At 38.1% G+C, this 22,815-nt stretch carries 13 protein-coding genes; 9 read left to right on the forward strand and 4 right to left on the reverse strand.

Features of this window, described 5'->3' with window-relative positions; translation table 11 throughout:
* The first annotated feature begins 245 nt into the window (after positions 1 to 245).
* From KTH84_RS07955 to KTH84_RS07975, 5 genes are all read left to right on the forward strand, one after another.
* Entirely contained in the window at positions 246 to 2,612 is a 2,367-nt protein-coding gene (locus KTH84_RS07955) for a class I SAM-dependent DNA methyltransferase (RefSeq protein WP_262472805.1), read from the forward strand.
* Between the two features lie 11 nt (positions 2,613 to 2,623).
* Entirely contained in the window at positions 2,624 to 3,898 is a 1,275-nt protein-coding gene (locus tag KTH84_RS07960; protein WP_262472806.1) for a restriction endonuclease subunit S, read from the forward strand.
* 57 nt (positions 3,899 to 3,955) lie between these two features.
* The gene (locus tag KTH84_RS07965) at positions 3,956 to 4,126 is read left to right on the forward strand and encodes a hypothetical protein (RefSeq protein ID WP_262472807.1); all 171 of its coding nucleotides are present in this window, start codon (positions 3,956 to 3,958) and stop codon (positions 4,124 to 4,126) included.
* Between the two features lie 157 nt (positions 4,127 to 4,283).
* Positions 4,284 to 7,958, forward strand: a complete 3,675-nt coding sequence (locus KTH84_RS07970) for a DUF262 domain-containing protein (RefSeq protein WP_262472808.1) — start codon at positions 4,284 to 4,286, stop codon at positions 7,956 to 7,958.
* Between the two features lie 308 nt (positions 7,959 to 8,266).
* Positions 8,267 to 11,329 carry a type I restriction endonuclease subunit R gene (locus tag KTH84_RS07975; RefSeq protein ID WP_262472809.1) on the forward strand — a complete coding sequence of 1,021 codons (3,063 nt, stop codon included), beginning with the start codon at positions 8,267 to 8,269 and terminating at the stop codon, positions 11,327 to 11,329.
* Between the two features lie 496 nt (positions 11,330 to 11,825).
* On the opposite strand, the gene KTH84_RS07980 is transcribed toward KTH84_RS07975, so the two are convergent.
* From KTH84_RS07980 to KTH84_RS07995, 4 genes are all read right to left on the reverse strand, one after another.
* The gene (locus KTH84_RS07980; protein ID WP_199990275.1) at positions 11,826 to 12,110 is read right to left on the reverse strand and encodes a hypothetical protein; all 285 of its coding nucleotides are present in this window, start codon (positions 12,108 to 12,110) and stop codon (positions 11,826 to 11,828) included.
* Positions 12,111 to 12,756: 646 nt separating this feature from the next.
* Positions 12,757 to 14,103, reverse strand: coding sequence for an OprD family porin (locus KTH84_RS07985; RefSeq protein WP_262472810.1), 1,347 nt, complete (start codon positions 14,101 to 14,103; stop codon positions 12,757 to 12,759).
* Between the two features lie 78 nt (positions 14,104 to 14,181).
* Positions 14,182 to 15,567, reverse strand: coding sequence for an MFS transporter (locus KTH84_RS07990; RefSeq protein WP_202742712.1), 1,386 nt, complete (start codon positions 15,565 to 15,567; stop codon positions 14,182 to 14,184).
* Positions 15,568 to 15,739: 172 nt separating this feature from the next.
* On the reverse strand, positions 15,740 to 16,684 hold the full coding sequence (locus tag KTH84_RS07995) for a dihydrodipicolinate synthase family protein (protein ID WP_005042407.1): 945 nt from the start codon (positions 16,682 to 16,684) through the stop codon (positions 15,740 to 15,742).
* Between the two features lie 185 nt (positions 16,685 to 16,869).
* Here KTH84_RS07995 and KTH84_RS08000 point away from each other — a divergent pair, with 185 nt between their 5' ends.
* The 4 genes from KTH84_RS08000 (at position 16,870) to KTH84_RS08015 (ending at position 22,747) form a co-directional block, all read left to right on the forward strand.
* Entirely contained in the window at positions 16,870 to 17,760 is an 891-nt protein-coding gene (locus tag KTH84_RS08000) for a LysR family transcriptional regulator (protein WP_262472811.1), read from the forward strand.
* 136 nt (positions 17,761 to 17,896) lie between these two features.
* Positions 17,897 to 18,418: a sigma-70 family RNA polymerase sigma factor gene (locus tag KTH84_RS08005; RefSeq protein WP_127494039.1), complete on the forward strand. Its 522-nt coding sequence runs from the start codon at positions 17,897 to 17,899 to the stop codon at positions 18,416 to 18,418.
* The gene (locus KTH84_RS08010) at positions 18,419 to 19,435 is read left to right on the forward strand and encodes a FecR family protein (protein ID WP_262472812.1); all 1,017 of its coding nucleotides are present in this window, start codon (positions 18,419 to 18,421) and stop codon (positions 19,433 to 19,435) included.
* Between the two features lie 138 nt (positions 19,436 to 19,573).
* Positions 19,574 to 22,747 (forward strand): TonB-dependent receptor, encoded by a 3,174-nt coding sequence (locus KTH84_RS08015; protein WP_316249451.1) that lies wholly within the window; start codon positions 19,574 to 19,576, stop codon positions 22,745 to 22,747.
* Positions 22,748 to 22,815: the final 68 nt, after the last annotated feature.

Here is a 22,815-nt window from a genome sequence, read left to right on the forward strand (position 1 = left end):
AAAAGCCCTGAAACGAAAGTTTCGGGGTTTTTTATTGGCTGTATTATCAAATCTGCGCTTCATTTCTTTATAAAACTACAAAAGAATGAGACATTAAATTTTAGTTCTAAAATAGCACTTTTCTTAAATTTATCTGCGACATCAACTGGCGTTTGAACCTTAAGAATGTAATACATATACTGCATAAGAGCGTAAAAATAGTGTTAAATACGGGCATTAAAAATTAATGCTTTATTTAGGTTCTCATGGATCATTCAGTACATAACAAATTAGTTTCATTTATCTGGTCAATCGCTGATGATTGTCTTCGAGATGTGTATGTACGAGGAAAATATCGTGACGTAATTTTACCAATGGTGGTTTTGCGACGACTAGATACCTTATTAGAATCCACTAAAGATGCTGTATTGGAAGAAGTGCGTTATCAACAAGTTGAAATGGAACTTACTGAGTTTGATGATGAACCACTTAAAGAGGCTTCAGGCTACATTTTTTATAATACGTCAAAGTGGACATTACGCTCATTACATAAGGCCGCATCCAATAATTCACAAATTTTATTGGCAAACTTTGAAGAATATTTAGAAGGTTTTAGCGCCAACGTTAAAGAAATTATTCAGTGCTTTAACTTGTACGCACAAATCCGTCATATGTCACATAAAAATGTATTGATGGATGTAGTTGAAAAATTTTTATCACTATATATTAATTTAACACCCAAAGATGTTGTAGACCCTGATGGTTATCGTTTGCCTGCATTGACTAACTTAGGTATGGGTTATGTCTTTGAAGAATTGATCCGTAAGTTTAACGAAGAAAATAACGAAGAGGCAGGTGAGCACTTTACTCCACGTGAAGTGATTGAGTTAATGACGCACCTTGTCTTTGACCCGATCCAAGACAAATTACCTTTAACAATCACAGTATATGATCCAGCTTGTGGTTCGGGTGGGATGCTGACTGAAGCGCAAAATTTTATTGATGAACGTTACGCTGTAGAAAATGGCACCCGTGACGTACTTTTGTATGGTAAAGAAATCAACGATGAGACTTATGCGATCTGTAAGTCAGACATGATGATCAAGGGTAATAACCCAGAAAACATTCGTGTTGGTTCAACGCTAACCACAGATGAATTTGTTGGTACTAAGTTTGACTTCATGCTTTCTAACCCACCATATGGTAAGAGTTGGGCATCTGAGCAAAAATATATTAAAGATGGCTCGGATGTGGTTGATCCGCGCTTTGTGGTGAAGCTCAAAGACTATTGGAGCAATGAAGAAACTTGCGATGCGACGCCACGTTCAAGCGATGGACAGCTTTTGTTTCTTATGGAAATGGTCAATAAGATGAAATCGCCTGAGCATAATGGCATTGGTAGCCGTATTGCCTCAGTTCATAATGGTTCAAGTTTATTTACGGGTGATGCTGGTGGAGGGGAAAGTAATATCCGTCGCTATATCATTGAAAACGATTTGCTGAATGCAATTGTGCAACTACCGAATAACTTGTTCTATAACACAGGTATTACAACCTATATTTGGCTGTTATCAAATAACAAACCTAAGCATCGCAAAGGTAAAGTACAACTTATTGATGCAAGTTTAATGTTCCGTAAATTGCGTAAAAACTTAGGTAATAAGAACTGTGAATTTGCATCTGAGCATATTGCTGAAATTATAAAAACTTACCTTGCAGGACAAGATGTTGACCGACAGTTTGATAAACAGCATGAACCGCTAGGTATTGCGAGTAAAGTTTTTGATAACCAAGACTTTGGTTATTACAAAGTCAATATTGAGCGTCCAGACCGCCGTAAAGCACAGTTTAGTGCAGAGTGTTTGCAAGGCCTACGTTTTGATAAGTCTTTGCTTGAACCTATGGAGTATATGTATAGCACCTATGGTGATGACATCTATACTGAAGCGAAGCTCGATGCTGTAAAAAAAGATGTATTGGCATGGTGTGAAGTTCAAGAGATTACGCTGAACAATAAAGCACAAGCCAAACTGTTTGATGTGAAGCATTGGAATGCTTTAAAAACAGCATTTGACAATGCATTAAGTATCATGCAACTGGTTGGTACAGACGAGTTTTCTGACTTTAACGTGTTTAAAAAGAAAGTCGATGAAGCGATCAAAGGCTTAAAGATTAAGCTGTCTAACTCTGAAAAGAACAACATTTTAAATGCGGTGAGTTGGTATGACGAAAGCGCAGAAAAAGTGGTGAAAAAAGTCGTGAAGTTTAATGAAGCTGAGTTGACTGAATTACTTGAATACTTAGGTTGTACAGAAGTCGATTTAGCGGACTTTGGCTATTATGCAATAGCAAAAAAAGGTGAGTTCATCACCTATGAAAGCAATAGCGATTTGCGTGATAGTGAATCTGTACCGTTAAAACAGCAGATTCATCAATATTTCTTAGATGAAGTGAAACCACATGTGGCTGAAGCGTGGATTAATCTGGATTCTGTGAAAATTGGTTATGAGGTGAGCTTTAATAAGTATTTCTACCAGCGTAAGCCTTTACGTGCTTTAGAAGATGTGGCTCAGGATATTTTAAGTCTTGAGAAGCAAGCCGATGGTCTAATTGCAAAGATTTTGGGTCTTTAAGGAGAAGCATGATGTTTGAAAAGTATGATGCTTATAAAGATTCGGGTGTGGAGTGGTTAGGTCAGCTCCCTGAGAGTTGGAATTTACTACCAAATAAATATATTTTCAAATTGAAGAAAAATTTAGTTGGAAAAAGATCGAAAGAATATGAACTTTTATCACTAACTTTAAATGGTGTTATCAAACGGGATATGGAAAACCCTGAAGGTAAATTTCCTGCTGAATTTGATACATATCAAGAAGTAAAATCAGGTAATTTTATATTTTGTCATTTCGACGTAGAGGAAACTCCAAGAACTGTAGGTTTATCGACATTCGATGGAATGATTACAGGAGCGTATACTGTTTATCAAGTAAATGCTGAAAAGTTTTGTCCTAAATTTTTATATTATTTTTATTTTAATCTTGATACTGGTAAAAGACTTAAGCCACTTTATAAAGGTCTGAGAAATACTATTGGTAAAGATATATTTGGGGAGTTTAAAACATTCATTCCGAATTATTCTGAACAAGTTAAAATCTCAAATTTATTAGATCAAAAAACTGCAGAAATCGACCAAGCCATTGCCATTAAAGAACAGCAAATTGCTTTACTTAATGAACGTAAGCAAATTGTGATTCAAAAAGCAGTGACTCAAGGTTTAGATCCAAATGTACCGATGAAAGATTCGGGCGTGGAGTGGATTGGTGAAATTCCTGAGCATTGGAATATTGCAAGAGCGAAGTACTTATTTACAGAAGTAGAGGAAAGATCTACTTCAGGAAATGAAGAGTTATTATCTGTTTCTCATCTGACAGGTGTTACACCTAGATCTGAAAAAAATGTTTTGATGTTCATGGCAGAAGATTATACAGGTTCTAAAGTTTGTAAAAAACATGATTTAGTTATGAATATCATGTGGGCATGGATGGGGGCATTAGGTGTGTCTTATTATGATGGTATTGTAAGTCCTTCATATGGTGTATATAGACAAAAAGTGGCTAATACATTTAATTCAGAATATCTTGAGTATCTGCTAAAGACGACAAAATATATCGAATATTATAATCGTGTCTCTACTGGTCTTCATTCATCAAGATTACGTTTTTACGGACATATGTTCTTTAATATGAAACTTGGTTTTCCATGTTTAGATGAACAAAAAGAGATTATTGCAGATATTAAAAATCAGACCTCAAAAATAGAGCTTGCGGTTGAAAATTTAGCGAATCAAATCGAAAAGCTAAAAGAATATAAAACTACACTCATTAATGATGCTGTGACAGGCAAAATTAAAGTGGCTTAAAAAAATAAATCTAGCGAACTTTGGTTGGCTAGTTTTTTTTAGTATTTCGGGGGGAATATGAGCTTATATACAGTAGACACAACCAACAAAAAACTTAAACCATTAGACGGAACAAAACTCAGCGAACAACAGCTTACTGAGCGTTATGACTTACAAGAATGGTTAGTCAGCCATCCTGAAGCATTGGGCAAAGAACTGCTGATAGAGAGGCACAATCAGGAGTTATGACAAGACTATGCCGCTTGGCATTTGGAGCATGTACAGAAGCTTGAACATACATTTAAGCTGTATATGAAAGATGTTTGTCAAGTAATTAAAAAATAATTTATATCAATGTCTTATAAAATAAAAGAATTGATTTTGAAGTAACTGTAGAGGGTAGGAAATGTACCAACAAATTGGTAGTATTAATGAGCTATTACTAAAAGTTCAAGGGGATAAATATATTCTGCCAGCGATTCAACGTGAATTCGTTTGGAAGCCAGATCAAATTTGCCAATTATTTGATTCAATTATGCAGGGTTATCCATTTGGTACATTCTTATTTTGGAATATAGAAAAGCAAAATATTAATAAATATAAATTTTATAAATTTATGATGAACTATGATGAGAAGAATAACCAATATTGTGAGTATTACGATAAGATTCCACAAGAGCAACATATCGCTGTTTTGGATGGACAACAACGTATCACATCACTCAATATTGGTTTAAGAGGTTCTTATACTAATAGATTTGGAAAAGAAACATATCTCTATTTTAATGTATTTGGATTACCGAATACTGATAACAATACGGTTTATGATTTTAAATTTTTGACTGATGAACAGGCAAGTTTAAAAGATTTAGAAAACTATTGGGTACGGGTAGGGAAGTTATTAGATGGCAATGAATTTGGGGCATCCACAGAATACTTAATTGAAATAAATACAGATATCGCAATATATTTGTCATCAAGTTTTCCACAACTCAACGAAGATAATAGAAAGTCTTTAGTCGCAGATTGTCGTAAAACACTCAGTAAGTTAAGTACTTATATAAATAATGAAAATTCTTTATCTGCTTATACGGAAAAGGAACAAAATATTGAGAAAGTACTGAGTATTTTTATTCGAATGAATAGTGGTGGGACGCCATTATCATATTCAGATTTATTATTATCTTTTACTGTTACACAGTGGACAAAATTAAATGCTCGTGAGGAAATCAATGAGCTATTAGAAAGTATTCGTGAAGATTCGGGCTTTAAATTCGAAAAAGATTTGATTTTACGTGCAGGGCTTATGTTGGGAGAAGTAGGCAACCTTAGTTTTAAGTTATCAAACTTCAGTAAAGATAACATTGTCTTCATGGAAGAACATTGGGAGGAAGTAAAAGAATCTTTTTTGACTACCACTCAAATGTTAAAAGAGTTTGGTGTGGATAATCAGCTTTTGACTAATGATGTAGCTATTTTACCAATAGTTTATTACGTATTCAGGAAGATATTATCATCTCAGAATGATGCTAAATACAAAATTAGCTCTAGCGATAAAACAGCAATGAAAAACTGGCTTCTTATGAGCCTGCTAAAAAAAGGTACTTGGACAAGTAATCTTGAAAGTCTATTGGTGCATATTCGTAAGGCGATACAAGAAGATTTATCTATTTACTCTGTTGAAAACATAAAACAGGCAATGGCTGATAAAGATAAGTCTTTAGCATTTACCGAAGAGGATGTTAAAAAATTATGTGATCTTCGATATGGTAAAGATAATGAAATTAAAGCATTGCTTCTTTTAGTGTTTCCTGATTCAAGACTGATGGAAACGCATATTGATCATATTTATCCAAAAAGTATTTTTACTACTGCAAAAATGAAACGGCTTAATATTCAGAATGATGGAACAGATAAGCTTCAGAGATTAGCCAACAATGTTGCCAACTTACAACTTATTCCTGGCTCAGTGAATATCGATAAAAAGGCGACACAACCTGCCGCTTGGTTAGATAATTACTTCGAAGATGAATCTTCAAAAAAAATGTATATGTCTAGCCAGCTCATTGATGATTTATCAACTGACCTGAACCAATTTGAGACATTCTGTATTAATCGTCGAGAAAAAATTGAGGCTAAATTACGAAAGATTCTTGAGGTCAAAGAACTAAACGCATCTTATAAAAATGATTTAATTTTAGGTGGTTTAAAGCTTAACCTTGCTAAGCTATCACCTACACAAATCAAATTTATGGAAAAAGCAAGTGTTTGGCTGAATATTGATCAAGATAATGTAAATTTAAGTTTTATATTAAACGAACTACCTCATCATCCTATCCCTAAGAAAGTTGATGGAGAGCCTGGGGATACTATTAAATATAGCATTATTACCTATTTATATCAGTTGCTTGATGGTTTTGATAAAACTAGAGATATGAAACAGCAAGCTTATGAGAGTGGTTATTTTAAGGTAGATGAACAAGACTCATTATCTACTTTTGAATTGGATCGTTATATTTCAGAAGACTTAGAAAGCTTTATAAAATTTGGTAATTCTAGAGAAGTTGAGATCTTAAAGAAAAGATTTGGATTATATCAGTCTAACCCTATGACGCTAGAAGAAATTGGTGAAACATTAGCTGTACCCGTGACCCGAGAACGGATTCGTCAAATCGAAAGAGATGCATTAATTGATCTACGTAAACGTATGAGAGTCTCAATATCAATCATTTGGGAGAACTTAAATCAGCATGCAACAAGTCGAATGGATCTTCTCTATCCTTTACTTTCAGAAAAATTCAGTGATATTAAACATTTTTTAGCATTTTTAGATTTATTATGTGCATTCCAAAAAAATGATCTATCTAAGGTTATTTTCCCAGAAATGAATATTAAGGATCTGATTGAAGAATGGTGTTTAAGAAATAAATTACCTCTACAAATGAGCGAAGCTATAGCTTTGATTCAGGAGAGTATAGGATGTACAGAACGAGTTGCACAAAATGCTATCTACAATAATGTAGACACTGGTAATTTAAGGTTTGAAAAAAATAATAATGAGGAAGTTATATATCCAAATTCATTATCAAAAATGCCTGCAGTCGTTCAAGCCGCTTTACATTTTAATGAAAGTCAGAACTTTAGGGAAATTCATCAAAAAGCAGATGAATTAAAAATATGCACTAGTATCTTTCCTCAGGAACGCCAAGATCATGCTATTAATGATGCTGTAGAAAAGAATTATCTATTCCAAAGTGACCGTGGCGGTTACTCACATATAAAGTATTTCCCGATACCTGAAAGCTCATATCCTAAAGTTTTTGAAGAAGTTAGAAATATATTAGAGCATAATCTAAATCTTAATACAGCAAATTTACGTATGCAAATTTATGAAGTGAGTGATGTTCTTCAACAATATGACTATTTTACAGTGCGTCATCTCATTCGTAACTTTGGAGAGGATTATGGAATTTACTTTAATGGAAAATCGGGCGCAGATACAGTAAGCCTGCAAGCAGGTGTGAAACCACAAGGGCAACTACAAACGATCTTAAACTTAATGGAAAGTACAAATAAGCCTGTTACTCGTAATTCCTTAGCAAAACAGATTAGAAGTGGGTCAGAAAATCATGCTTCATTTTATCTAAATCAACTCATAGATATGGGTAAAGTTGTTCGAATTTCGGCTCAGGAATATGCTTTAGCGCAGAATGCTTTTAAGAACATTAATGTTCAGGAATTATTATCAGAAATTTTAGGCATTTTGAATCATTACAATAAACCAGTAGAAGTGGGTATTATTGCTGAAAAAATTAACCTTAAATATCATTTAACTTATCCTAAAGCATGGTATTTGCACCTTATCAAAAATCAATCTAAGCTTTTGGATTTAAATATATTTACTTTTCATAATTTAATTTCATTAAGGGATATTGAAGAGCAGTCAATCCATAAATTGATCCATACTCTAGATATAGAGCTTACAAATTTTGAAAAGCTTTATTCAAATGTCACGAAGCACATTATAGTGGGAAAAACAGAAGTACGAAATGCTATGAATAATTTAAAAAATAGCAATTGATGACCGAATTGCCAACTTAGCTTTTGCTAAGTTGGTATCAATAATTTAGAAATTTGGATGAATAAAATATTCTGATGAAAATGTAAAATTTGCTTCAAAAGCTTACATAGGATCGGCAATATTTATAGCAAAGATGAAAAAATTAGGATTGGGAATGTCATCGTATGACTCTTTAAAGCTCAAATATTTGTTTGATACTTTAAAAAATCAGAAAGTAAAAATTTAAATAAGCAAGTTATTCAAATGTATTAAGATCGAATGCTTGAGCTGTTAAAAATACATTATTGTGGTATTGAGGGTGATAAATAATGGTCAGTTTAACCAATGAACGTGCTTTGGAAATGGCAATTGAAAAAGCATTGACAGGAACATGCCTCGAGAATGTCAAAGCAGGTTTAACCGATATTGATTTACCTCATCATGGCTTTGTATCAGGTTTACCTTCGAATTTCGATATGCTTTACGCCTTAGATATCCAATATTTCTGGCAGTTTCTAGAGCACACACAGGCAGATGAACTGGCGAAAATTCAGAAATTTAACCCACACGATTGGCAAAGAAAAATCTACGAACGCTTTGATCGAATGATCCGAAAGCATGGGGTGATTCATCTACTTAAAAAAGGTCTCGCTGTCGATCAAGTGCATTTTCAGTTGATGTATCCAGCGCCGTTGGCGAGCAGTTCACAAAAGATTAAAGATAAATTTAAGCAAAATATTTTTAGTGTGACTCGCCAATTACGTTATTCAAAAGCGAATCCCCTACAAGAAATTGATATGGTGGTATTTATTAATGGTATTCCAATTATTACCTTTGAGCTAAAAAATGAATGGACGGGGCAAAATGCACGTTACCATGGGCAAAAGCAATATAAACAAGATCGTGATATCACACAGCCATTACTGAGCTTTGCGCGTTGTATCGTGCATATGGCTGTAGATACCGATGAAATCTATATGACAACTAAACTTGCGCGCGCAGATACATTTTTTTTACCTTTCAACAAAGGGCATAATGCCGGTGCAGGAAATCCGCCAAATGTAAATGGCCATAAAACAGCTTATCTGTGGAAAGATCTTCTCTCAAAAGATAGCTTAGCCAATATTATTCAACACTTCGTTCGACTTGATGGCGACGAAAAAACAATTTTAGAAAAAAGAAACTTATATTTTCCACGCTATCATCAACTCAGTGTCGTACGTCGTCTTATCGACCATGTTTCAACGAATGGTGTAGGGAAAACCTATTTAATTCAACATTCAGCAGGTTCGGGTAAATCAAACTCGATTACGTGGGCAGCATTTCAGTTGATAGAAGCTTATCCAGTAAATGAATTAGTTCCAGGAAACCGAGGAATTGAACATCCATTATTTGATTCAGTGATTGTTGTTACAGATCGCCGTATTTTGGACAAACAGCTAAAAGATAATATTAAAGAGTTCTCTGAGGTCAAGAATATTATGGCGCATGCCCATAAGTCCTCAGAACTTAAATCGGCTTTAGAGAATGGTAAAAAAATCATCATCACAACAATTCAAAAATTCCCTTTCATTATTGATGGAATAGCGGATTTAAGTGATAAGCATTTTGCAGTCATTATTGATGAAGCTCATAGTTCCCAATCTGGCGTTGCTCATGACAAAATGAATGAGGTCATGGGTAAAGCGAATGAAGACCCTGATGATATAGATGCTCAAGATAAAATTTTGAATGCAATTTTAGCGCGTAAAATGAAAGGAAATGCTTCATATTTTGCTTTTACTGCAACACCAAAAAATACGACATTAGAAAAGTTTGGAGAAAAACAGGCAGATGGTTCTTTTAAACCGTTTGATCTCTATTCGATGAAGCAGGCTATCGAGGAAGGATTTATCCTAGATGTATTGTCGAATTATACGACCTATAAGAGCTTTTATGAAATCGAGAAATCAATTCTAGAGAATCCATTATTCGATACTAAAAAAGCTCAAAAAACTTTAAGAAGTTATGTAGAGAAAACTCAGCAGACCATTGATGTTAAAGCTGAAATCATACTTGATCATTTCATAAAGCATGTAGTAAATACTAAAAAACTGAAAGCTAAAGCCAAAGGCATGGTTGTAACTCAAAATATTGAGTCAGCGATTAGATACTACCGAGCAATCGATAAAATATTGGAACAAGCTGGTTATCCATTTAAAGCAATAATCGCTTTCTCTGGTGAGAAGAAAGTTGATGGTATTGAATATACTGAAGCAATCCTTAATGGTTTTTCAGAAAACGATACTAAAGATATGTTCGATAAAGGCTATGTTGGAGATAAGAAACCAAGTGGAGTCAATGAAGATCAATATCGATTATTAATTGTTGCCAATAAATACTTAACAGGTTTTGACCAACCAAAGCTTTGCACGATGTATGTCGATAAGAAACTTACAGATGTACTCTGTGTTCAAGCATTATCACGTTTAAATCGAGCAGCACCCAAATTAGGCAAGCGGACAGAAGATCTATTTGTCTTAGATTTCTTCAATGAAATAGATGATATTAAACAATCATTTGATAGTTTTTATACTTCGACCACATTATCGAAAGCAACAGATATTAATGTTCTTAATGAACTTAAGAGCGAATTAGACGATGTTGGTATCTATGAAATTTCAGAGGTTGAAGATTTTGCTATAAGATTTTTCAATTCAGAAGATGCAGAAAAACTCAGCCCTATTATTGATAAAGCAGTAGATCGTTTTGATAATGAATTGGAACTAAGCTCTGATGCAAAAGCAGACATTAAAATTAAAGCAAAGCAGTTTGTAAAAGTTTATGGACAGATGGCGGCTATTTTGTCTTACGAAGTACCTGCTTGGGAAAAGCTTTATTGGTTTCTTAAGTTCCTTATACCAAAACTTAAAATTGAAGATCCAGAAGCCGATGCATTAGATGAATTACTGAACTCAGTTGATTTAAACTCGTATGGTCTACAACGTGTAAAGCTAAATCATCAGATTGAATTAGATCCAAGAGAAACAGTCTTAGATCCAATTAATCCAAATCCACGTGGTGCCCATGGTGGGGAAAATGAAGAAGACCCACTAGATGAAATTATTAAAACTTTTAATCAACGCTGGTTTGGGGGGTGGGCCGCAACACCCGAAGAGCAAAAAGTTAAATTTGTAAATATTTTGAAACAGATCAAAGAACATGCTGATTTTGAAAGTAAGTATCTGAATAATCCTGATCCACATACCAAAGATTTAGCTTTTGATAAGATCATGAATGAAGTTATGCTCCGTCAGAGAAAAATTGATATGGATATGTATAAACACTACTCAAAGGATGCTGCTTTCAGAATGTCATGGAAATATAGTTTACAACAAGGCGTTATTAAATAAGGGGACGTTATAATGTGGAATTGGATACAAGGAGAGTTCTATACATTTTTAATAGTAATAGAACGTTATCCTAAAGTCTGGATATTTCCTTGTATGTTTTTTCTATTTAGTCTCGTTATTTTGGCGTGGCTCAATCATCATTTGGGCCACTATTTTGAGAGTAGAGTCGTATCATATATGACTCCCTTTCTAGATCAATTTATTATTAACTTCTACGATAAAATACAAGGGAAAATAGTAAATCGTTATATGATTTTAGGAACACTTTCTTTATTCTTGTATGGATATCTAAAGTATCGTAAAAGGGTCAGATTCTATTGTTAATCAATAAAATTTTAAAGATAAAGAGTTTTAGGCTTAGAACTATAAGCATTTCATTCTGATTCAGACTAAATTAGTTAAAAGGCCCCCGTGCCACAACAGAACTTTAATTTTTTGCGCTGATTTAAAGTAATCCACCATTGCGACACAGAGATAAGGGAGCTAAGCCAAATGCTTAGCCCATGTCTTCTTTATCGCACCGCCGCATCACACTAAAAAAAGTAGGGGCAAAGTCCTGTGGGAGAGCAGGACTTTGCAAACTGACATGTTCTAGACGTTGCATGAGCTTATGTGAATACACTTGTTCAAGCCCTTGGTAAATACAGTCGCAACTGGCTTGGGTGTGCCCACCAGACAGACAAATTTCTTCAAAATCCTGCTGAGTGTGAATGTCGCAACCAGAAACACCGTAATCGCCTATTAAAAGGCTTAAAGCCAAAATAGGTTTATAAAGTTTCATATTATTCTCGTGATAATTTTCACTACGTTATTTATAAAAAATAAGCCGCTTATATTTAAAGTATTAAAATCATTTAAAAAGGGAATAGTTAACCCGCCTGTAGTACAGGAAAATAAAATGATTAAAATTTTAAAATAAAATTATTTATAAATTTAAAATATTTTAGGTGAGAGAAAGCCTAAATTTTAAATAAATAAAATTACGAGAGAGGATAGGGGATTAATATAAAAAATGGCATGGTCAACTCCTAGAATTTATGGAGCTCTACCACCAAAGATCACCGTCAATTGATTATGGTGGTAGAACGGAAGAGGGTTGACAGACTGGGCATACAAGCCAGCACGCGCAAGCGCGTCCCCCTCCCGTCCTACCTCAACGGTAAGGGGGAGTGCGGGTTGCGCACAAGTCTCATACTCAGGAGAGAATGTACCTGATACGCTGTATACTCGGTCTGTCAAAACCGACTGGCAATGTAGGCCAGCGAGACCATAATAATCATAAGTTTTTAACAGGTCAATTCAATTTAAATAAAATATTATAAAAATTTTAAATATAAATTTATATTTTAATTAAACTCAAAAGTTTATCTATTTAAATCGGTAAATTAATAAAGATAATAAAGCTAAACTAAACGCTTAGCCTGTTCTTAAAATGTATAACGGTAATTAATAAATACACGGTGCTGGTCCCAATCTTTACGGGTCATACCATTTATTTTTTCACCTAGGTTTGCATTTTCAAACTTTGACTCATAATGCAAAAATGAATAACGCACATCTAAGTTTTTCACCCACGGCAAGGCATAACTCACTGTAAAGTCAAAGTAACGCTCTTTACCTTCAATATCACTACTGATGTTACTTTGGTGAGCGCCAAAGCCATAAATATACTTCGCTTCGGTTTTTAAACCTTTTACATAGTCTTTCCAGTTATATTTCAGCCGAAGGGAAACGGTGGTTTCATCGTTATTGGTAAAGTCTGGGCCAATGGTCGCAGAGGTTGGAAACGGGTTGGTGCCGTGGTCTTGCGTCAAAACCGAGTTGCGGTCGGAGTGCACGGCAAAGTTATCTTCAATCCAAAAACCATCAAACTTTGAAACGGCAATGCCGCCTTCAATATTATTCTTGGCCACATTTACATCTACAAAATAACCATTCCCACGGTTGTTAATGTCTTGGCCTTTGACACAGTCCAGCTCGGTTTCGGCACCGCATTTAAACAGCTTGCCATTATCACGCGAGAAAAAAGCCCCTGTGTTAAATGTCCACACAAGGCCATGCATCGGCAATTTATATTCAGCAATCGCCCCGTACTTTTTTAAATAATCTTTGCTATTTAAATACTCAGCATTCAAGCTCCAGTTTTTGTACTGATATTTGGCACCGAGCAAACCGACATAATCAATTCGCTCGTCATTTTCAGTCACCAGTTTTTCAAAAGAGTCCATGCTGCGCGGTTTCCAGCGGTCATAGTAAGCGATGTAAGTCTGTAGCTGATCATTCAGTTGAAACTGTCCACTTGCACCCGAAAAGGCGTCGGGCACCGCGCGGTTATTGGTGCTTTTGAGTAACAGCGAGTCTTGCAACTGGCGGCCTAATTTAATTTCACCTTTATCACCCAGTTTTGCCTTAATGTAGAGCTGCCCCAAAGTCGCAAAGTTTTGATCGAGCTTGCCGTTATTTTCGACCTCTAAAAGCTGAGCGCTCGGTTTACCAGAGTCAAACAACTTGGTGACTGCATAGAGTGAGCCATCTACCCCAAGCCAGTCCCACAGGTAAGGTGACTGATAATTTAACTCAAGCCCTAACGCACTTTGTTCATATTCACTCGACGAAGGCGAAGGGTTGGCAAGTGTAGGGTGGGCAGTGCCTTCATCGTTCCAGTAACGGGTGTTGAGTTTTAATTCTAACTTGCCAAATTCTTGAGGAAGTTCTGCATAAGCGTTGCTCACACTGCCTAAACCAATACAGCCCCATAGCAAATATTTATTCATTTTAAATTCCTTTTTTAAGCATGAATAAGCCCTTTGCCTAACGCTGAGGTTAGGCAAGCTTTTTATGAAATGGATGAATTAAGGAGAGAGTTTTTCGAGCACTTGGCCCTTGGTTTCAATGGCAAACAAGAAGGTTACAAGGCCACCAATGAGCGCCACAACCGCCAGCACACTAAACACATATTGAATGCCGTAGCCACCAACCACCAGACCCACCATAACAGGACCAATTGCAGAACCAGCACGTAACCAAGCGGTACTAAAGCCAATGCCCATAGCACGTAGGCGAGTTGGGTAAAGTTCGGCAGCGTAAAGGTATAAAGAGAATGAAATGGTCTGCAAAATGGCATAGCTCAGCGTTGCTAAAATCACCACTTCCATCGCCGATTTTGCACCTAAAATCGAGAGGCTCATGAGTGGAATGATTGCCAAGAAAAATGCTGCACTATACCAAGGACGGCGGCCGACTTTATCAATCATTAACGCACAGATAATAGAGGCAATCACACCTACGCCCGAAGTAATCCAGCCATAACCTAAACTGGTTTGAAGCGACAGACCAAAGTGTTGTTTGTAAAGCGTTGGCAGCCAAGTCACCATGGCATTGTTAATCATATAGACGCAAAACCACATGCCCCACAGGGTAAAGGTACGTTTGCGGTAAATGCCTTGGAATAGCTCACGCCAGTCGGTTTTTGCCATGCCTTGCGGGTTAATGTCTTTAACCACAGGTTCAGGCAAAGTTTTACCGCTTTTGATAGCACCGTCTTCAAAACTTTTGACAACTTTATCGGCTTCTTTAAAACGACCTTTTGAGGCAAGCCAACGTGGCGACTCAGGCAAGAAAAACCGTAAAGGAATCACCAGTAAAGATGGAACTAAGCCCACAATAAACATGACTTTCCAGCCATAAATTGGCATCAGGAAAAATGCTGCCATGCCTGCAAACATAAGGCCCATCGGGAATAAAACTTCATAGAGCAAGAAAAACTTCCCGCGCTTTTCTGCACCAATAAACTCATTAATATAGGCACTCGCAACAGGTACTTCGCCACCTGTTCCTATGCCTTGTAAGAAACGGAAAATTAACAGAGACATTCCGCTCCAAGCAAACAGACAAGAAATGTCCATTGCCACAAACAGTAAAATGGTAAAAGACAGTACTTTTAAGCGACCGACTTTTTCGGCAAGTGAACCAAAAAATATAGCACCAACCAGTTGTCCGACATAGCCCGCGGCAATGATTGCACCGACATAGGCAGGGGTAAGATGCCATTCGGTAATGAGTTGGGGTAAAGCAAAGGCAATCGCAAGAACGGTATAGGCGTCAAAAAAGGTCGCTATACCAATGGTAATTCGCATAAATTGCAATCGACCGGTGACTGGAAGCCGTTCGAGTCTTGCAATAATTTCCGCATTTTTTTGATGATGACTAATTGGTTCTACATCCGCTAGATTTGTCATCTTCTATCTCCTTATGACTACATTCCTCGTAGTTTTTTTGTTCTATTTGGCACTACCTGTTCACCACAGTTTGCATGCTTTTTATTATTATTTTTAAGTGACATGCCCGATGTTTGGCCTCAGGCAGCGTACAGGAAAAAAAGGCTAGCGTACATGCTAGCCCGAATAGAATTTAAGCAACGGCTTGGGTTAAATCGACCTTGCCAATTCCGGCTTGACGCATCGCATCATGAATTTCTTGCTCAGCCCCATCTGCCAGTGGAAGCAAGGGCGAACGCACAGTGGCATGGTCCAAAATTCCGCGAGCAACCAGTGCATGTTTAAGTGCTACCGTGCCTTCCATGTGTGAACCGCGGTGATAGACATTGCGCGTCACTGGTAAAAGTTGGTCGTGAAGTGCACGAGCTTTAGCGTAATCTTTGGCTTTGCCTGCTTTAATCATTTCAATTAAAAGTTCAGGGGCAATGTTGCCATAGCCCACCAAAGCACCATCTACATCAAACATGGTGTGAAGCAAATATTCATCGTGGCACGTCAAAATCTGTAAGTCTGGACGTTCACGGCGAATAATTGGAATTTCAACATCCCAACGGCGCATGTTACGCACACCATTTTTCATGGCAAACACGCCTGGCTGTGCAGAAATATCGAGTAGAGTGTCTAGGTCGTAAGTGGCCTTAGTGGCATCTGGATATTGGAATAAAATAGATGGCAAACCACTTTCTTCATAAATCGCTTTATAGCGGTCTTGTGGTGCGCCTTTTTGATAGCCAAAACGCAACCAGCCATGTGAAGGATAAATTAAACCTGCCGAAGCACCCGCACTGACTGCACGTTTTGCTTCTTCTGCTGCAACCGAAGTACCTTCGAGCGTAATCCCTGCAATTACCGGAATTTTGTCATCTACCGATTTAACAAAGCTTTCGATGACTTGCATTTGTTCTTTTTGCGATAAGAATGTTCCTTCACCTGCATGCCCAAGAACAACCAAGCCTTTCACACCATCAATACTGCCTAACCATGAACCTAAACGTTGAATTGCATCATGGTCTACTTGTCCGTCACGGGTAAAAGGAGTCACAGGTGCTGGGGTTAATCCACGTAAATCTAAACTCATAATCGTACTTCCTATACAGTGTAATTAAATATTCTCTGGTTCTTAATCTGACTTAAATCGTGTTGTAGAGAACATGATTGGAGTATAGAAATAGACGAGCTATGTAGGAATTACCAATTCTTGAATTTCAGTTATACTGAAAATGTATAGCTCAAAAGTGCTAGTTTACGATTTAGGAAGAATCGATGAATTATGATTTATGGAAAATATTTTTAGACGCGGTGGAACTCGGTAGTTTAAGCAAAGTCGCCATGCTGCATAACACCAACCAACCGCAAATCAGTCGGCAAATGAACGAGCTTGAAGCCCAATGTGGTGGTCGTTTATTTAACCGAACTGGACGCGGCGTCGAGCTGACCGATTTAGGCCAGCATTTACTTCCTAAAATTCGTTCATGGCTAAACGTGACCGACCAACTTAATAATGAAATTTTGCACTCGACCGATACACCGATCGGGACGGTTCGCATTGCCAGTTTGCCGTCTACTGCACATCCGTTGTTATCGACTTTGTACAAAGTGCTTCAACAAAAATATCCCTTAATTAAACTGTCGGTGCGTGAAGGGCAAGGGGTGCATTTAGAAAAATGGCTTGAAGATGGCAGCGTCGATTTAGCCATACTCTATCGGTTTAACCCGACACCTAAGCACGGCGATGTCTATCTTACCGAAGCCGATACCTATTTGGTGGGCTGTGAAGGAGACACGCTCACTCAGGCAAATGAAGTCGGCTTTAAAGCAATAAATCAGTTGCCGCTGGTCACGTTTTGCAGGCCAAGTAACTGGCGAAACTTTTTAGACCACATGGCCTATGAAAATGGGGTAGAGCTGAATATTGTGTTTGAAGCTGACTCGATTAGTTTACAAACCCATTTGGTTTCCGAATCTGGCATTTACACCATGCTTGGGCCGCAAGCTTTAAAAAAGGCCAGCCAATACACCTCAATTCAAGCGGCAAAAATTATGAGTCCCGAGTTAAAGCGTTATATTTCTTTGTCTATTTCTAAGCATGGCTATTTAACGCCTGCTTGTAAGGCGGTCATGGAAGAAATTAAAAATTTGGCTCATTTGCTTTAAGAGAAGTGCAGCAAAGTAAGGGAGCAATTAATTCAATTTATTAAACAGTGATTTAAGTTTTACTTGAATTATTGCTTGACTTGTTTAAATGATAATTATTATCATTTGTGGGTTCCTTGTTTTGAGTCCAATTGCTGTGAACAAAACTTCTTTGCTTGTAGATCAGTTATATAGAAGTCACCAAAGCTGGCTTCACCAATGGTTGAGACAAAAATTAGGTAATACTGATCAGGCTGCAGATCTGGTTCAGGACACATTTATTAAACTGCTACAAACCAGAGACGAGTTATTTGGCATTAAGGAACCACGCGCCTATTTAACGTCGATTGCTAAAAACCTACTCATTGACCAAGTGCGCCGTAAACGCATTGAACAGGCCTATTTAGATGGCTTGAGTCAAATGGAATATATGCTTGAAGCGGTGGCTTCGCCCGAAGACCAGATGCAAATTATTCAAGCAATTAACCAGCTTTGCAAAGCACTCGAAGGTGTATCTGAAAAAGCACAGCAAGCCTTTATTTTGCATTACCTCGAAGGCTATACTCATAAAGAAATTGCCTCACAATTAAATGTATCGACCAAAATGATTCAAAAATATTTGGCGAGCTGTTTAATTCAATGCTACCAAAATCGACAAGACATGGACGCTTGCATTTAAATGGCCATGGATAAAAGCAAACATCACCAACTGGTTGAAGAAGCCGCGCATTGGATTGTTCAACTGAGTTCGGATGATGAAAGCTTGCGAAAAACCGCCAAACAAAAATTTGAAGAGTGGAAAAAAAACAGTGAGCAACATCGCCAAGTGGCTGCTGATATTGAACAGTGTATTGGTTCAATTCAAAAACTTTCTCAAACCAGCGGACATAAAAAAGTTACTAAAGTCGCTCTTAAAGCTGGTCTAAACTCAGGCAAAGCCTATAAACATTTACGTGCTGGAACAGCTTTTGCCGTCGTGTTTGTTGCCATGAGTGGGGCGTTATTTTATTTAACCGACACCACAGTGGCCTATGTTACTGCCGACATTCAAGGGCAATCGGGACAGTGGACTACGCAAACCTTACCAGATGGTTCACGTTTAATTTTACGTGGCAAAAGCGCGGTCAATCTTGATTTTAAAACCAACCAGCGAGTGGTTGAGTTGGTGCAAGGTCAAATTTATGTTGATGTTGCCAAAGATAAGACCAGACCGTTTTTGGTCAAAACCAGTCATGGACAAATTCAGGCACTCGGCACAGCTTTTAGCGTCAGTTATGAACCTTCGGCAACCGAACTCAAAATGGTCCACTCAAAGGTAAAAGTAGAAGCCACACAGGTTAAAAAGACCCAATTGCATGCGACGCGTCAGGCTATTGTCGAGGCGGGGCAAGCCATTAAAATGGACCAAAACGGCGTGCAAAGACTTCCTGCACTCAATATTTATAACGAACAACAAAAATGGCAAAAGCATCATCTTATGGTAGAAAACCTGCCGCTGAATCAAGTGCTACAAGAGCTAGACCGCAACTACAAAGGCAAAATTATTTTTAATGATGCGGCACTGCAACATGTGCGGGTCAATGCTGTATTGCCTTTAGACCAAACCACAGAATCGCTTAAGCTTTTAGCTACGGTTTTTCCAGATCTGAAAATTAAGCAAATCACGCCATTTGTGGTCATGATTTCTTTAAAATAATAAAAAATTAAGTTTATTTTCAATTTTAGGTTCCACTTTTTTAAAAGTCGTTCGTCATAGTAAGTAGAAGCAATAAATATGGATCATTTTAATTTGTTGTATTGAATGATTCTTATTACTATTTACTGGGGCGGGCAAATGAAAAAAGTGGGAACGGGGCAAAAGCGGAATCGATCGATTTTTCGATTCTCGACACTGGCGTTTGCCATACATGCTGTGTCGATGGGTGGGTTAGTTACACTCTCTATGCAGCAGGCCTATGCAGAAACAGCCGGAGTTAAAAGCTATAACATTCCTGCCGGTCGCCTTGCTAACGTACTCAACCAGTTTGCCGAACAATCGGGTACTTCAATTGCAATGGATGCCCAGCAACTTCAAGGGCTGCATAGTCTTGGCTTAAAAGGCAGCTTTGCCGTCGAACAAGGTTTTGAGCAGCTTTTAAAAGTAACCGATTTTAGTGCTGTAAAAGTTGGGCAGGGCTACACACTCAGTAAAAAACCTACACCACAGGTCACTTCATCTAAAGTTGAGGCCGCTAGCCTGCCGTCAAGTGGTGCTGTAATTGAAGAAGATGCATCGGTACGACTCACGCCAATTGTGGTGTATGGCAAAGAAGACCGAGACACAGAAAGCTATAACAAAGTTTATGACGCAAACCGTTCTTCGGTCTATGCGGGCAAAGACTATGTCGAGCGCTTTAAAGGAACCAACCCAGCTGATATTTTACAAGGCATGGTGGGAGTCTATAGCGGCGATGCCCGTAATAGTGGGGCACTCGACCCAAGTGTACGTGGTGTGCAGGGCGTTGGCCGTGTGCCTTTAACCATTGATGGTACTGAACAGTCGATTGCCGTGTGGCGCGGCTACAACGGGGTAAACAACCGCAACTATATCGACCCCAATCTCATTGCGGGTATTGAAGTCATTAAAGGCCCATCTTTAGAGCGCAATACCACAACTTCTGTTGGCGGTGGTGTGGTGGTTAAAACGCTAGAAGCCGATGACATTGTTCGTCCGGGTAAGTCTTTTGGTGCCGAGTTAAAAGTAGAAGGCTCAACCAACTCAATCGATCCGTCTTTGCCAGACATGAGTAAAGTAGGCCAAAACTACGATGACACAACGCCTTGGATTGACATGAATGGGGCGAAATACGACCCTGATATTTATAAAAAGAATCGTACCAGAAGTGATAACTCTAATTTTTCGGGCGACGACTTGGCGGGCCGACTGGCAATTGCAACTAAGCAAGATAAATTCGATTTACTGGCAGTTTATGCAGTACGTGAGCGCGGCAATTATTTTTCGGGCACACATGGCGCGGGCTACTATAAACGAGCGACACCAGACAGTAGCCTCGACTTTATTCCTTACTTTGCCTATGCCTATCAACCGGGCGATGAAGTTCCTAATACCTCAAGTCATATGGAGTCATGGTTATTAAAAGGGACCTATCGTCCAACAGATGATCAGACTCTTAAACTGACCTACCGAGATACCAAAAACATTTTTGGTGAAATTATGCCGTCTCGGATTGTGTGGGGCATTACACCTGACTTGGGTGTTCCGCAGTGGCCTTTAAGCAATATTCACTCTAAAGCTTATAGCCTTGAATATAAGTTTAAGCCTGAGAATAATCGCTGGATTGATTTCTATGCCAACATTTGGCAAACCGACACCGAAAGCCAAACCTACACACGTGGTGGGTGGCCAACCACAATAGATTTTCGAGATAACACCATTATTAACACGGCGATAAGCCATTCTGACAATACGCGTAAAGGCATTACGGTCAGTAATAAAACCCGTTTGCTTGACCAGCTTGATTTGACGCTCGGTGGAAGTTTCTTAAAAGAAAAACTGACGTCTGACGATATATATGGCGAATTTGGCCCAAGTTATTCGCTCTATCAGGCACTGCCACGAGCAGGGCGCCGTGAGGAAAAAACGTTCGACTTTAACTTTAATTATCGACCGTTGTCTTGGTTAAGTTTTGATGCAGGCATGCGTTATCGTTCATATTGGGCTGTTGATGACTTTTTAAATAAATCTTTGCAGAGCGAGATTGACCCAAATTTAAATCCGCTATTTACCAAAAAAGCGAAGCTTAAAGAATATACCTTTGAATATCAGACCATGCCCGAGAGTTACACCTCGACTCAGCAGCGTTTAATCAATGTTTTAAAACAGCGCTATGCCACAAAAAATCCTGATTGGGATGGGCAGCTCGACACTGTGCCTGCATCAGAGAGCACTTTGTATAACATGATCTGGTCACAGAAAAATACGCTGAGCTGGAAAGCAGATGCTAATGGGCAATTGTCGCTTGCCGATAATCCTTTAAACCAGCTCAATGCCTCTGGACAAAAGTACGTAGTAACTGGCGGGAACTTTATGTCAGTGATAGACCAAGTTCCTGTTGAGTCTGCCGACAAAGTTAAAGATAGTGGCTGGGCACCGCAGTTAGGTGCCTCAATTCACCTCACGCCAAACAGCAGAATCTATGCGCGCTATGCAGAGGAATATCGCTTACCAAGTTTGTTTGAAAGCACTGTCGGTTTTTCTGCCATGTTGCCCTATCAAGCAATCAAACCTGAACACGCTTTTAACTACGAAGTGGGTTATGTCTATGACATGCGCGATTGGTTCAGTACAGCACGCAATGCCGATATTAAGCTCGCCTATTACTACAACAAAACCAAAAATGTGATTGAGCGTGATCAAAACCTTATTTTTACCAATATGGATGAGCAAAAACTATCAGGTTTAGAGCTACAAAGCCGTTTTGATAATGGCGGTTTTTTCACAGACTTGAGCGTGGCCTATAACTTAAAAAATGAAGTGTGTGACACCAATAGTGCCATTAACAAAATGATTTTAGGCGGTACGGTTCAAACCGAGCAGGGCCTTGAGTTTCGTGAACCCTATCAGCGTTGTGTCGATGACGGTTTCCCAAATGGCTACTTAGTGACAATGGCTACACCTGAACTGAGTTTTCACGGTTTGCTGGGCGCACGCTTTTTTGATGAAAAGTTAGAGCTCGGTGCACGTGCAACATTCTATAAAGCTTATGAAAGCCCACTACGCAAAAACAATGATGCTAGCGTCAATAAAGGCTATTACCTCAATGTGCCTTTGGCATGGGATGACACGTGGATTTTTGATGCCTATGCGCGTTATCAGGTCGATGACTACAACACGGTTGAATTTGTCGGCAGTAATCTTTCTAACCAGTTTTATATCGATCCTTTAACCCGTAGTGCCATGGCCGCACCTGGCCGAACAATGAAAATCAGTTGGACCACCAAATTTTAAACAGAATTTGATTCCCTCTACACATACATAAAAGGGGAGTCAGGTAACGGTAAATAATAAAATTGAAT

This window comes from Acinetobacter sp. WU_MDCI_Abxb74 (assembly GCF_025513915.1).
Classification (GTDB): domain Bacteria; phylum Pseudomonadota; class Gammaproteobacteria; order Pseudomonadales; family Moraxellaceae; genus Acinetobacter; species Acinetobacter calcoaceticus_C.